Source organism: Mesorhizobium sp. WSM4308, assembly GCF_002294905.1.
Classification (GTDB): domain Bacteria; phylum Pseudomonadota; class Alphaproteobacteria; order Rhizobiales; family Rhizobiaceae; genus Mesorhizobium.
On record NZ_NSFW01000013.1, the window covers coordinates 142151 to 155961 of the forward strand.

Consider the following 13811-nt stretch of genomic DNA (forward strand, 5'->3'; position numbering starts at 1 on the left):
TGATCAGCTCGCCAGCAACATGCGGTCGGTCTTGATGGAAAAATGGCCGATCAGATCGATAACCGTGACCCTGGCCTTCTCCTCGCCAGTGACCTCCAGCAGGACCCGGCCCGCATCGAGCATGATCACCCGGCTGCCATAGTCGACGGCGTGCTGCATGTTGTGGGTCACCATCAGTGTGGTCAGTTTCAGCGCGTTGACGGCGCGCACCGTCGCCTGCATGACGATCTCGGCCGTGCGCGGGTCGAGTGCCGCGGTATGCTCGTCGAGCAGCAGCAGGTCCGGCGATCCGCCGACAGCCATGATCAGCGACAGCGACTGACGCTGCCCGCCCGAGAGTAGGTCGACACGGGTGTCGAGACGATTTTCAAGGCCGAGGCCCAATATCGACAGGCGCTCCTTGTAGGACGCGAGCCTCGCGGCGTTCAGCCCTTGTCGCAGCGTGCGTTTTCGGCTGCGCAGATCGGCCAGCAGCATGTTCTCCGCCACGGTCATGCTGGCGGCGGTGCCGCGCATCGGATCCTGGAAGACGCGCGCCAATCGCGTGGCGCGCTTGTGCACCGGCATGGCCGTCACGTCCGCGCCGTTGATCAGGATCTTGCCGGAATCCAGGACAAGAGCTCCGGAAATGGCGTTGAGCATGCTGCTCTTGCCGGCCCCGTTGGAGCCGATGACGATGCCGAAATCGCCGGTGGCCAATGACAGGCTGAGGCCGTCCAGCGCGACCTTCTCGTCGGCCTGCCCCTTGTAGAATACTTTGCGCGCGGATCGGATATCGAGCATCGTTCCTCCCTGGCCTGATGGGCGACGGCGACGGCGCCGTCGCCCGTCCAGCCCGATATCAGTCGACGATGCAGCCGCAATCGGCCATCGAAGCCGGTATCTCGATGCCGAACGCGGCCATCGCCTTGCGGGAAATCGTTGCCATATGGTCCTTATAGGCCGGGCGCGACGGCGCGATCGTCTTGGGATCCTTGCCCTTGAGAATCTCGGCCGCGATGTTGCCGGCATTCATGCCGACCTGCGTGTAATTGACCGCCAAGCTCGCCGGCACGGTACCGTTGCGGACCGCGCTGTCATCGGAGTTGACGACCGGGATTCCCGCCTGGCGCGCGGCCGCGGAGACGGCGGCGATCGCCGGCTGGATCAGGTTCGAGGCCGGACCGTAGATCACGTCGGCCTTGCCGGCGAGCGAAGCGATGCGTTGCTGGATGTCATTGACGTTGTCGATGCCGACTTCGACGACCTCAAAGCCGGCGGCGGGTGCCGCTGCCTTGATCTTTTCGATCAGGGCAACGTCATTGGCCTCGCCCGGATTGTAGGGCACCCCGAAGCGCTTGGCGTTCGGCAGCAGCTTCTTGGTGAAGGCCATCACCGCGGCGACATCCTGTAGATCGCTGGCGCCGGTCATGCCTTCGTCTCCGGCGTCCCACGACGGCACCAGCTTGGCCGCCACTGGATCGGTGACCGCGGCGAAAACGATCGGAATCCCGGAACCGGCGAGCGCCTTCTTGGCGATCTGCGAGACCGGCGTGGTGATGGTGTAGATCAGCTTGGGCTGCTCCGCCTGCAGCTTGGCGATCATCTGCGGCACCAGAGATGCATCGAAGTTGGTATGGCTTTCGGTGTAGACGACGTCCTTGCCCTCGACAAAGCCGTTGTCCGTCAGTGCCTTCTTGAAGCCCGCTATGGCGGCATTGAGCTGCGGATGCTCGCCGAAATTGGCGATGCCGATGCGTATCTGATCGGCTGCGGCGCTGCCGACGCTGACCATCAACGCGCCTGCCAGGGCCAATCCCGACAGCCAAACGGATTTCGACTTCAACATCATTTCCTCCCAGATTTGATCAGCGCCGCTCTCAAGGACGGCAACTGCGGCGATCATGGTCAGTCCCTCGCCGCGTGTCAAACATTATATATAATTCTTGCCATACTTCCCCTTCATATATAATTTTCACAGGCTGATGATGGACCGACCGCGATGCAGGATCAGAACAATTCCACGAAGACCGAAGCGGCCTATCAGCTGCTGCGGCGCGATATCCTGACCACCCGCCTCATGCCGGGGGCGCCGCTCAAGCTGAGCGCGCTGCGCGGCACATACGGCGTCGGCTGGACGCCGCTGCGTGAAGCGTTGTCCCGACTTGAAGCCGAACGCCTGGTCACTGCCATCAGCAATCGCGGCTTTGCCGTCGCTCCCGTGTCGCGCGCCGAGCTCGAGGACCTGGCGCGCGCAAGGATGGTTGTCGAAATGCCGCTGTTCCTGGAATCGATCGCGAACGGCGGCAGGGAATGGGAGGATGCGGTCGTCACCGCTCATTACCGGCTCTCCCGCTGCAAAACCGCGGTCGATGACCCTTCCGATGCGGCCGTCGACAAATGGGACGAGAGCCACGAGGCCTTCCATGCGGCGCTGCTGAGCGCGGCGACGGCAAACTGGCTGTTGCGCTTCCGCTCGACGATCGCCGATCAGCTGCGTCGGCATCATCGGTTTCTCGGCCTGGCGCCGACTTTGCGGGCGGCGGCCGGCCTGAAGGACGGCTACGGCGAGGCAATGGACGCGCTGCGCGAGGCGATCGCCATCGAGCATCACACCGCGATCATGGAAGCGGCGCTCGATCGGGATGTAGAGCGGGCAAAGGCGCTGATGACGGCGCATATCGGCTACACGCTGCATGTCTATGTCCACAGCGAAGACAACGGCGCCAACACTTACACCGCGCGCGCCGGCAGCCTGAAAGCGGTTTCCGGATGATGCTTCCGCGGCGTCCGGATCCACGTGGCCGTGCCGGCCTGAACTCACGATCGTTGGCGTTTTGGTTTCGTTTCGTTCTGCCGGAATGGATCGATACGCCGCTCAAATCCGCCCCGCAGACGCCTCCCAAACACCTGATGCCAAACCGCGTTCAGGGCTAGGCCACAGGCCATTAACCGAAACGATTTCAATGCGCGTACCGGCAGGGAAATCATTGATCGCGACCCTCTGCCCCGGTCAAAAAATTTCAGACGCGTTAACAAATTCATTAAACTTTAAACAGTTGCGGAACACAACTGGAACAGATAGTGTTTGTTCTGGGTTTGTTTTTCGATTCTGATTCAAACCCTTCGTTCAATGCCTCGGGGGGCCGCCATGCTGACACGCAAGCAACATGAACTGCTGATGTTCATTCATGAACGGCTCAAGGAAAGCGGCATTCCGCCGTCCTTCGACGAGATGAAAGAAGCGCTCGATCTCGCCTCCAAGTCGGGCATCCATCGCCTGATCACGGCACTGGAGGAACGCGGCTTCATCCGCCGGCTGCCCAACCGGGCGCGGGCACTGGAAGTGCTGCGGCTGCCGGATTCGATCGCGCCCGGCCTTAACGCGGCAAAGAAATTCTCGCCAAGCGTCATCCAGGGCAGCCTCGGCCAGGGCGGTCTTGGCCGCCAGATCAAGCCGGCGCAGTCGCGCTTGCCTGCGGCCGGCAATGATGACGATGCGGTTTCCGCCGTGTCGATCCCAGTGATGGGCCGCATCGCCGCCGGTGTGCCGATCGATGCCATCCAGCACCAGACGCATTCGATCTCGGTGCCGCCGGACATGATCATGGGTGGCGAGCACTATGCGCTGGAGGTCAAGGGCGACTCGATGATCGACGCCGGCATCTTCGACGGCGACACGGTCATCATCCGCAACGCCGACACGGCGAGCCCGGGCGAGATCGTCGTGGCGCTGGTCGACGAGGAGGAAGCAACCCTGAAACGGTTCCGCCGCAAGGGCGCCTCGATCGCCCTTGAAGCCGCCAACCCGGCCTACGAGACGCGCATTTTCGGGCCAGACAGGGTCAAGGTGCAGGGCAAGCTTGTCGGGCTGATCCGGCGTTACTGAGCAGGAGCGGCCGTCTTTTCGGGTTTTTGATAGGGCGCCAGCCCCCTCGCCTCACGCGAAAATTTTCGTTGCTCGTGCCAAGGCCGATACGGCCCGTCCACCGCGAAGCTGACGGTTGGCGGGCCAGTTGCCGATTGGCGGTCGAAGAACACGGCGGCACTGCCTTTGCGGGCAAGTTGCCGTTTGGTGACGACAAGAACCAGCGGATTGTGGCAGGCATCATAGCCCGTCGCGTCATTGACGACGATCAGGTCGGCGAAACCGCAGGCTTTCCAGGTATCCTTGCGGTCTTCGACATGCGCGATGATCGCACCCGACGGGTGCCGTGCAAGACAGACGCCATCCGTGCAGTAGAACGGTGCTCCCGGCGGCAGATTGACGGCATCGGCAATGTCGAATTGCCCGTCCGCCCTGTCGAACATCTCCGGCACGACGATGGTTTCGGACACCAGCGCGCGTTTCCAATTGTCGACGGTGAACTCGTTCGGGCGAGCCCGGCTGACCGCGAGTTCTCCACCGCCGATCGGCAGCGCCACCAACCGCGCATCTTCGGAAATCAGCACATCCGGGGTGCGCGTATCCGATACTGTCAGCAGGCCGGCAAGCGCGAATGGCACTGCCGCGAGCCGCAGCCAGGTCGTCGCCATCGTCGCGATGACCAGGGCGATGGTCACCAGCAGCACGGATCGCTGCGAAATCAGCCCGACCGCATCGACCGGGGAGCGTTCCGATATCCACGCCGATATGGTGATCATTGCGGTCAGGCCCTTGCCCATCACGTAAAGGAAGGGGCCGTCGGCACCAAAGGGCATCGCAAGAGAACTGAGAACAGCGAAAGGCATGACTATCAGTGACACGATCGGCATGACGGCCAGATTGGCGAACAGGCTGAGCGGCGACACACGCTGGAAATGCCAGATGGCAAACAGCGCCGTGGCGCAGCCGGCGATGATGGAGGTCATCGCCAGCCCGCCCGTCGCCAGCAGGAATTTTCGCGTGAGAAAACCCGGCAGAGTTCGCTTTGGCGGTGGCGGTCTTGCTTTTCCCGCATGGTGATCCGCCCAGCCGGCATAGGCGCCGACCAGCGCGGCGGTCGCAGCGAACGACATCTGGAAGCTTGGGCCGACGACCTCATGCGGCGACACCACAATGACGGCGATCGCCGAGATGGCGAGGTTGCGCATGGTCAGTGCCGCGCGATCGAACAGGACGGCAACAAGCATCACCGCCAGCATGATGAAGCTGCGTTCGGCGGCAACGACGACACCGGAAATGACGAGATAGGCGGCGATCGAGAACAGGGCGGCGGCGGCCGCATATTTCTTCACCGGCCGACGCGCGGAAAAGTCCGGAAACAGCGCAAAGGCACCGCGCAGCAGCCCCATGATGGTGCCGGCGACCAGCGCCATATGCAGCCCGGAAATGGAGATGATGTGATAGATGCCGGTGCGCCGCATCGCCTCGTTGATTTCATCGGGAATGCCGGCCCGCACACCGACGATCAGCGCCGCCGCGATCTCACCCTCGGCACCGCCAACCCTGGCCCTGATGTGGTCGGCAATGGCTTCACGAGCATTTTCTATCCCCGAGAAAAGGCGGGCCGTGAGCGGCACCTCGTCGTCCGTGGCTGGGACAAGCTTTGGATTGCCGAGAAAGAAGCCGCTGCCGCCAATACCGGCGAAATAGCTGTCGAAGGAGAAATCGTAGCTGTCCGGCCGCACCGGGCCGGTCGGCGGCAACAGTTTAGCGTAGCCGGTGACCATGGAGCCGGCGGTCATTTCCGCCGGGATATCTCGCGCCGAAAGCCTGACCCTTTCCGGCGCATAACGCAGTTTCGGCCGTGCGGTCGACGTCACGTCGACGGTCAGCCGGATGCGGCCGGTCTCCATCCGGTCGAGCGAAACGACGCGGCCGGTCACTTGCGTCGAGATTTCCGAACCCAGCATCTGGGTGCCCGCCCGCCATGTCTCGACCTTGGCGACAAGCAGGCCAAGCGCGCACAACAATGCCGCCATGAAGCCCAGATGGGTTTTCGGCCAGGAGCGCGAAACAAGCGCACAGACCGCCATCAGCACGACGACCGCGACAGGCTTTGCAAAATCAGGCTCCGCCGCGAGCGAATAATAGCCGATCGCTCCAGCGGCCAGACAAACCGGCACCAGCAGGAAGGCGATGCCCCGGTCAAGCTCGAGCTCCGCTGCCGTCGCCGCACCATGGCGCAGGCGAGGCCAGGAAACCCGGGCGAGTCGCCGCCGGACACGCACAATCCGGCCTGAAGCAGGCGGCGGAAGTGTCGCCGGCATATCCGCCTGCGGCGGTTGACGATCGGAGCCCGGCACCAGAGGCGATAGCGGCTGCGAGACTGGCGGCGGAATCGCAAACAGGGACCGTTCGCTGACGCCAACACCAGCGTCCTCGCCCTGTTCCGAGCCCCGGCCTCGTCCAGCCATCGGGTCTGCCCCTTGCACCGCTGACGCCCTATGCTACATGAACGCGCGACGCGCGAAAGTCCGCGCAGTCGCACCCCGCTTCAGATGGTTTCCGAGAGTTTCATGTCCGACAAGGTCGTCACTCGTTTTGCCCCCTCGCCCACCGGCTATCTGCACATCGGCGGCGCGCGCACGGCGCTGTTCAACTGGCTCTATGCCAAACACACCGGCGGCACGATGCTGCTGCGCATCGAGGACACCGATCGCGAGCGTTCGACCGCCGCCGCGACGGCCGCCATCCTCGACGGCCTCACCTGGCTCGGCTTGACCTGGGACGGCGACGCGGTCTCGCAATTCGAGCGCGCGCCGCGCCACCGCGAGGTCGCCGAAGAACTCGTTCGCATGGGCAAGGCCTATTACAGCTACGAAACGCCGGCCGAGCTCGAAGCCATGCGCGAGGCAGCACGGGCCAAGGGCCTGCCGCCGCGCTACAACGGCCAGTGGCGCGACCGCAGCCCCTCGGAGGCGCCTGCGGGCGTCAAGGGCGCCATCCGCATCAAGGCGCCGACCGAAGGCGAGACGATCGTCCATGACCGCGTCCAGGGCGAGGTGCGCTTCCCCAACAAGGATCTCGACGACTTCATCATCCTGCGTTCGGACGGCAACCCGACCTATATGCATGCCGTCGTCGTCGACGATCATGACATGGGTGTCACGCACATCATCCGCGGCGACGACCACCTGACCAATGCCGCCCGCCAGACCGTGATCTACAACGCCATGGGCTGGGACGTGCCGTCTATGTCGCACATCCCGCTGATCCATGGCGCCGATGGCGCCAAGCTGTCGAAGCGCCATGGTGCGCTCGGCGTCGAAGCCTATCGAGCCATGGGCTACCTGCCGGAGGCACTGCTCAACTATCTGGCGCGACTGGGCTGGAGTCATGGCGATGACGAGATCATGTCGATCAAGGACATGATCTCCTGGTTCGATATCGGCGACGTCAACAAGGGCGCTGCCCGCTTCGATTTCGCCAAGCTGGAAGCCATCAACGGCGCGCATATGCGGCGCATGGCCGACGCGGAGCTGTTGGACATCTTCATCGCCACCCTGCCCTATCTCGAGGGCGGCCCGGCGATGGCCGCGCGCCTCAACGAACACAACAAGGCGCAGTTGCTGGCGGCGCTTCCGGGCCTGAAGGAGCGCGCCAAGACGCTGGTCGAACTCGTCGATGGCGCGGCCTATCTGTTCGCCACGCGCCCGCTGCCGGTCGACGAGAAGGCGGCCCTCCTGCTCAATGACGGTGCCCGCAAAATCCTGCGCGGCGCTCACGAAGCTTTGAATGGGCTGTCGAGCGACTGGACGGCGGCCGCGGCGGAAGCCGCGATCCGCGACTATGCGCTGGCCGGTGGCCACAAGCTTGGCGCCGTGGCCCAACCGTTGCGGGCCGCGCTGACCGGCAAAAGCACCTCGCCCGGCGTGTTCGACGTGCTTGCCGTGCTTGGGCGCGAGGAAAGCCTGGCGCGCATAGCGGATCAAATCGATTAGGAGCGAACTGGCCCAAGAAGATTGGCATTGAAAGGGGCGTTTCGCAGTGCAACATTAGGCCTTGGCCCAATCTGGCACGCACCTCCTAAAATGCGGTGGCGAATACGCGCATTGCGGTGATTTCGACGTGTCGCTCTGCAGAATTTGCCTTTGCCGGCATGAGGAAACAACAAGGAGTTTGCAATGACCGAAGCTGCGAAAAAACTGGATGTGGGCGGCGCGAACCAAGAGGCTATCGCAACGCTTCAATTCGCCGGCAAGACCCATGAATTCAAGGTGCGAAGCGGCTCCGTCGGACCCGACGTCATCGACATCGCCTCGCTCTACAGCACGACCGGCGCCTTCACCTACGACCCCGGCTTCACTTCGACGGCAAGTTGTGAGTCCGAGATCACCTTCATCGACGGCGATGCCGGTATTCTCCTGCACCGCGGCTATCCGATCGACCAGCTGGCCGAACACGGTGACTTCCTCGAAGTCTGCTACCTCCTGCTCTACGGTGAACTGCCGACAAAGGCGCAGAAGGACGATTTCGACTACCGCGTGACGCGCCACACCATGGTGCACGAGCAGATGTCGCGCTTCTTCACCGGCTTCCGCCGCGACGCTCACCCGATGGCAGTCATGTGCGGCGTGGTCGGCGCGCTGTCGGCCTTCTATCACGACTCCACCGACATCTCGGACCCATACCAGCGCATGGTGGCCTCGATGCGTCTGATCGCCAAGATGCCGACGATCGCGGCCATGGCCTACAAGTATCACATCGGCCAGCCCTTCATTTACCCGAAGAACGATCTCGGTTTCGCGGCAAACTTCCTGCATATGTGCTTTGCCGTGCCGTGCGAGGAGTACAAGATCAACCCGGTGCTGGCGCGCGCCATGGAGCGCATATTCATCCTGCACGCCGATCACGAGCAGAATGCCTCGACCTCGACGGTTCGCCTCGCCGGCTCTTCGGGCGCCAACCCGTTCGCCTGCATCGCCGCCGGCATTGCGTGCCTGTGGGGCCCGGCCCATGGTGGCGCCAATGAAGCGGCGTTGAACATGCTGGGCGAGATCGGCCATGTTGATCACATCCCGGAGTTCATCGCCCGCGCCAAGGACAAGGACGACCCGTTCCGGCTGATGGGCTTTGGCCACCGCGTCTACAAGAACTACGATCCTCGAGCGAAAATCATGCAGAAGACGGCGCACGAGGTGCTGGGCGAACTCGGCATCAAGGACGATCCGCTGCTCGACATCGCCATGGAACTGGAAAAGATCGCGCTGACCGATCCCTATTTCATCGAGAAGAAGCTCTATCCGAATGTCGACTTCTATTCCGGCATCACGCTGAAGGCCCTGGGCTTCCCCACCACGATGTTCACCGTGCTGTTCGCGGTCGCCCGCACCGTCGGCTGGATCGCGCAGTGGAAGGAGATGATCGAGGATCCGCGCCAGAAGATCGGCCGCCCGCGCCAGCTCTACACCGGTGCGCCGGAGCGCGACTACGTGCCGATCGCCAAGCGCTGACCGAAGCTGTCTAGATCATAAAAAGGCGCCTCTCAGGGCGCCTTTTTTAGATGGCGCAGCACCACGCCCGCCGCGATCTCACCCGATGGCCTGTCCGTCGCCATGCGCCGCGCGATCTCGGCAAAGCCGTCCTTCTGCCAGGCGCGCATGCCGCTGTCGGCGAACAACGCTTCCAGTTGGCGAGCCAGATTGTTCGGCTTGACGTACTCGTTGTAGAACTCCGGGATAAGGGCGCGATCCGAGATGAGATTGGGCAGCAGCGCCGACCAGACCGAAACAAGATACGGCGCAACTGCACGGGCGACCGGATCGAGCCTGTAGGACGACACCATCGGCACACCAGCCAAAGCCAGTTCCAGCGATACGGTTCCCGATGCGATCAGCGCGGCGTCGGCCTTGCCGAAAGCCTGCCATTTGCGTTGCGGATCAACGATGATTTCGGGTTTTTCGTCCCAACGGTTGACCGAGGATTTGACGAGATCGGCGACATGCGGAACCGTCGGTAGCAGCAGTCGCAGCCGATTCCCGCGCGCGCGCAGCATCGACACGGTCTCGCCGAATGGTTCGATCAGCCGCCGTACCTCGCCGCGCCGCGAGCCCGGCAGGACGAGCAATGTCTTGATCCGGTCCTGGGTAAGATCGCGCGGCAAGGCCTGCGCCTTCTGGGCGGCAAGAACGCCCGCATCATGCGTCAGGCGATGCCCGACATAGGTGCCCGGCGGGCCGCCCAGCCGGTCGAGCTCCTTCACCTCGAACGGCAGGATGCAGAGGATGTGGTCGACATAGGGCTTCATCGCCACCGCCCTGCCCGGCCGCCAGGCCCAGACGCTCGGGCAGACATAGTGGATGATCGGTATCGACGGATTGGCCGCCCGCACCTTCCTGGCGACGCGCAAGGAAAAGTCCGGACTGTCGATGGTGACCAGGCAGTCCGGCTTTTCCTCGGCGATGGTTTTGGCCAGTTGACCGATCCGCCTGATGAGACGCGGCAGATCGCGCAGGACGGCACTGAAACCCATCAGCGCGATCTCACCGGCATCAAAGGGGGACACCAGGCCCAATTCGCTGAGATGCCGGCCGCCGAGGCCAACAAGCTGCACCTCGCGACCTGTTATCTGGCGGAGCGAGCGCACGATGTCGGCGCCAAGCAGGTCACCCGATTCCTCGCCGGCGACGATCGCGATCTTCAGCCCCTTGTCAGCCATGCGTGGGCTCCGCTGCGGCCAGGCCGACGATGAACAAGCCAAGTTCATTGGCGCACGACAGAGTCGCGGAGCCTTCGAGGATCAGCGAGCGCCCCGCTTCGACGGCAATGCCGGCAAGCCCCGCCGCATGGGCGGCTTCGACCGTCTGCGGCCCGATGGACGGAAGGTCCGCGCGCAGTTCCTGGCCAGGCTTGGCGCATTTGACCAGGACGCCGCGGGTCTTGCCGGCGATGCGGCCGTGGCCACGCAGCAGTTTGGCGCGGTCGAGCAATCCGGCCGTACCCTCGATACCCTCGAGCGCGATGGCCCGGCCGCCGACCGCGATCGCCGCCTGGCCGATATCCAGCGCCCCGATGGCCTTCGCCGCCGCAAAGCCTGCCTCGATGTCGCGCCAATCCGATTTCTGCGGCGCCGCTTTGGTCAAGACGCCTTCGGCGGCGACCAGGCTCGGCACGATCTCGTGGGCGCCCATGACCTTAATCCCTCGCGCCTCAAGACCGCGCGCCACCACCTTCAGCAAGCCATCGTCGCCACGCGCCAGCGCCATGACAACAATTGGTATCACCGCCAGCAGGCTAAGGCTTGGGCGCAGATGCGTCAGCCTTGGCCGGCGCTTGATCTCGCCGGCAAGCACCAGATGGGTAATCCGGTGGCGTTTGAGCAAAGGAATAAGCGAGCCTATCGCCTCCAGGGCAAGGGTCTCATGCTCGTACCGGCACAATTCCGGCAGACGGTCGGCTTCGCCCTCCATGAGGACGATGAAGGGCGGATAACCTTGCCCGGCCGAGCCGGCCGCGACTTCGACCGGAAGACTGCCGCCGCCTGCGATGATGCCGACCCTGGCATCTGGCGGGAGATCAAGACCGGCGGAAGCGGCCTCAGTCTTCATCGTCGGTATCGTCGCCATCGCTGCCTTTTAGCGATGGCACTGCATAGTGCCGCTTGCCGCGACTGCTGATGAAGTCGACGATCTTCATGGCGGTCGGCGAAGAGGCGAACTCGGCCTTGGCGAATTCGATGTTCTCGCCGACGGTGCGGGAGCGGTCGAAAATTGTCTTGTAGGCTTTGCGCAACAGATGGATTTCGGAACGCGGTAGACCGGCGCGCTTGAGGCCGATGATGTTCAAACCGCGCAAGCTGGCGCGGTTGCCGACGGCAATGGCATAGGGAATGACGTCACCAACGAAGGCCGAGCACCCGCCAAGAAAGGCATTGTCGCCGACGCGCACGAATTGATGAACGGCACTGAGGCCGCCTATGTAGACGTTGTCGCCAATCTCGCAGTGGCCGCCCAGCGTCGCGCCATTGGCGAAGGTAGCGTTCTTGCCGACAACGCAATCATGGGCGATGTGGGCGTAGGCAAGGAAATTGCCATTGTCGCCCACTGTCGTTTCGCCGCGGCTGGTGTCGGTGCCGACATGCATCGTGACGCCTTCGCGGATGGTGCAGTTGGCGCCGATGACCAGCGTCGTGCGGCCGCCCTTGTGTTTGGTGTTCTGCGGCGGTGCGCCCAATGTCGCCATCGGATAGACCTTGGTCGAGGCGCCGATGGTGGTCGCGCCTATGACGGAGACATGGCTGACCAGTTCGACACCATCGCCGATCACGGCCTCGGCGCTGATATGGCAGAACGGCCCTATGCGCACGCCCTGACCGATTTGAGCGCCCTCTTCCACGACGGAGGAAGGATGGATTGAAGTCTTGATTTTCATAAGCACTCGATCGTCAGTCGCCGGTGACCATCATGGCTGAAATCTCGGCCTCGGCCGCCTTGGTGCCATCGACCAGGGCTTCGCAGGCGAATTTGAGCAGGTTGCCGCGCTTCTTGATTTTCTTGACGTGAATCTTCAACTGGTCGCCGGGAACGACCGGTTTGCGGAATTTGGCGTTGTCGATGGTCAGGAAATAGACCAGCGACGGCTTCGACGCCCCAAGGCTGCGGATGCAGATGGCGCCTGCCGTCTGCGCCATGGCCTCGACGATCAGCACGCCCGGCATCACCGGCCGCTCCGGGAAATGCCCCTGAAAATGCGGCTCGTTGATGGTGACGTTCTTGATGCCGACGGCGGAATCGTCGCCATCGATGTCGACGATGCGGTCGATCATCAGGAAAGGATAGCGGTGCGGCAGGAGCTTCATCAGCCCCAGTATGTCGACCGCTTCCAGCGTCGTCGCCGCCACCATATCAGCCATTGTCCTTGCCCTGCTTGCGTGCCCTGGCCATCGTGCGCAACATGGCTATCTCCCGCATGGCTTCCGCCATCGGCTGTGCCGGATAACCGCCCCAGATCTCGCCGGCGGGAACATTGCTCATAAATCCACTTCTGGCGGCAAGCTTGGCCCCTGAGCCGATGGTCAAGTGATCCGCGAGCCCGACGCCACCGCCCATCGTAACGTTGTCACCCACGACCACGGAACCGGAAATACCTGAAAGCCCCGCCACTATGCAATTGCGGCCGATGCGGACGTTATGGGCGATCTGCACGAGATTGTCGATCTTGGTGCCCTGACCGATGATCGTATCGGACATGGCGCCGCGGTCGACGGTGGAATTGGAGCCGATCTCGACATCATCCTGGATGACGACCCGTCCGATCTGGGGAACGCGTTCCGGGCCCTTGGCACCGCCGACAAAGCCGAAGCCGTCCTGGCCGATCCTGGCGCCGCCATGGATGATGACCCGATTGCCGATCAGCGCATACTGGATGCTGGCGCCCGGGCCGACATAGCCGTCACGGCCGATCTGGCAGGATTGTCCAATGACCGCGTTTGGCGCGATGACGGTGCCGCTGCCGATCGAGACGCCTGGCCCGATGACCACACCGGCCTCGATTATGGCGCCAGCTTCGACATGGGCGGTCGGATCGATATGGGCATGCGCTGAAACACCGGTTTCACCGGTCATTGGGCCCGGCGTGGCGGCTGTCGGAAACAGCAGCCGGCCGACCAGCGCGAATGCCTGTTGCGGACGCGGATGGATCAATACGGCGACGCCGGACGGCGCCTTGTTGGCGAATTCCGCCGGACACAGCACCGCAGCCGCCCGCAATGACGACATCAGCGCGGAATTGCGCCTGCCGTCGACGAAGACGAGCGCATTTGCGCCGCCTTCGTGGGCCGGCGCCAGCGCCTCGATCGAAACGTCGGATTGGCCGGAATCGACAAGCACCGAGCCGGTCAGATTCGCGACTTCGGCCGCCGTATACCGGCGTGATGGCGCGAAGAACACCGGATCGGTCATTCCAGAAG

General features: G+C 63.4%; 12 protein-coding genes. 4 read left to right on the forward strand and 8 right to left on the reverse strand.

All coding sequences use genetic code 11. From position 1 onward, the window contains the following. Nucleotides 1–3: 3 nt before the first annotated feature. Nucleotides 4–783: an ABC transporter ATP-binding protein gene (locus tag CK227_RS23550; protein WP_095774350.1), complete on the reverse strand. Its 780-nt coding sequence runs from the start codon at nt 781–783 to the stop codon at nt 4–6. A gap of 58 nt (nt 784–841) precedes the next feature. Then, nucleotides 842–1828, reverse strand: coding sequence for an ABC transporter substrate-binding protein (locus tag CK227_RS23555; RefSeq protein ID WP_095774472.1), 987 nt, complete (start codon nt 1826–1828; stop codon nt 842–844). 153 nt (nt 1829–1981) lie between these two features. Between CK227_RS23555 and CK227_RS23560 the strand changes: the two genes are divergently transcribed. After that, nucleotides 1982–2755 (forward strand): GntR family transcriptional regulator, encoded by a 774-nt coding sequence (locus tag CK227_RS23560; protein WP_095774349.1) that lies wholly within the window; start codon nt 1982–1984, stop codon nt 2753–2755. Between the two features lie 375 nt (nt 2756–3130). Next, nucleotides 3131–3868, forward strand: a complete 738-nt coding sequence (lexA, locus tag CK227_RS23565; RefSeq protein ID WP_095774348.1) for a transcriptional repressor LexA — start codon at nt 3131–3133, stop codon at nt 3866–3868. Here lexA and CK227_RS23570 read toward each other — a convergent pair. Then, complete coding sequence (locus tag CK227_RS23570) at nt 3862–6318, reverse strand: ComEC/Rec2 family competence protein (RefSeq protein ID WP_095774347.1); 2457 nt, start codon at nt 6316–6318, stop codon at nt 3862–3864. The genes lexA and CK227_RS23570 overlap by 7 nt on opposite strands. Nucleotides 6319–6420: 102 nt before the next feature. Between CK227_RS23570 and gltX the strand changes: the two genes are divergently transcribed. After that, complete coding sequence (gltX, locus tag CK227_RS23575; protein ID WP_095774471.1) at nt 6421–7845, forward strand: glutamate--tRNA ligase; 1425 nt, start codon at nt 6421–6423, stop codon at nt 7843–7845. 183 nt (nt 7846–8028) lie between these two features. After that, the gene (gene gltA, locus CK227_RS23580) at nt 8029–9357 is read left to right on the forward strand and encodes a citrate synthase (protein ID WP_095774346.1); all 1329 of its coding nucleotides are present in this window, start codon (nt 8029–8031) and stop codon (nt 9355–9357) included. A 32-nt stretch (nt 9358–9389) separates the two neighbouring features. Here gltA and lpxB read toward each other — a convergent pair whose 3' ends face one another. From lpxB to lpxD, 5 genes are read right to left on the reverse strand one after another with little or no spacing between them, the layout of a single operon-like run. Next, nucleotides 9390–10562 carry a lipid-A-disaccharide synthase gene (gene lpxB / locus CK227_RS23585; protein ID WP_095774345.1) on the reverse strand — a complete coding sequence of 391 codons (1173 nt, stop codon included), beginning with the start codon at nt 10560–10562 and terminating at the stop codon, nt 9390–9392. Continuing rightward, nucleotides 10555–11469, reverse strand: a complete 915-nt coding sequence (locus CK227_RS23590) for an LpxI family protein (protein ID WP_095774344.1) — start codon at nt 11467–11469, stop codon at nt 10555–10557. The genes lpxB and CK227_RS23590 overlap by 8 nt, the downstream gene beginning before the upstream one ends. Then, nucleotides 11441–12274, reverse strand: a complete 834-nt coding sequence (gene lpxA, locus CK227_RS23595) for an acyl-ACP--UDP-N-acetylglucosamine O-acyltransferase (RefSeq protein ID WP_095774343.1) — start codon at nt 12272–12274, stop codon at nt 11441–11443. The genes CK227_RS23590 and lpxA overlap by 29 nt, the downstream gene beginning before the upstream one ends. 13 nt (nt 12275–12287) lie before the next feature. Beyond that, nucleotides 12288–12755: a 3-hydroxyacyl-ACP dehydratase FabZ gene (fabZ, locus tag CK227_RS23600; protein WP_095774342.1), complete on the reverse strand. Its 468-nt coding sequence runs from the start codon at nt 12753–12755 to the stop codon at nt 12288–12290. Beyond that, nucleotides 12748–13803: a UDP-3-O-(3-hydroxymyristoyl)glucosamine N-acyltransferase gene (lpxD, locus tag CK227_RS23605; RefSeq protein WP_095774341.1), complete on the reverse strand. Its 1056-nt coding sequence runs from the start codon at nt 13801–13803 to the stop codon at nt 12748–12750. The genes fabZ and lpxD overlap by 8 nt, the downstream gene beginning before the upstream one ends. Nucleotides 13804–13811: the final 8 nt, after the last annotated feature.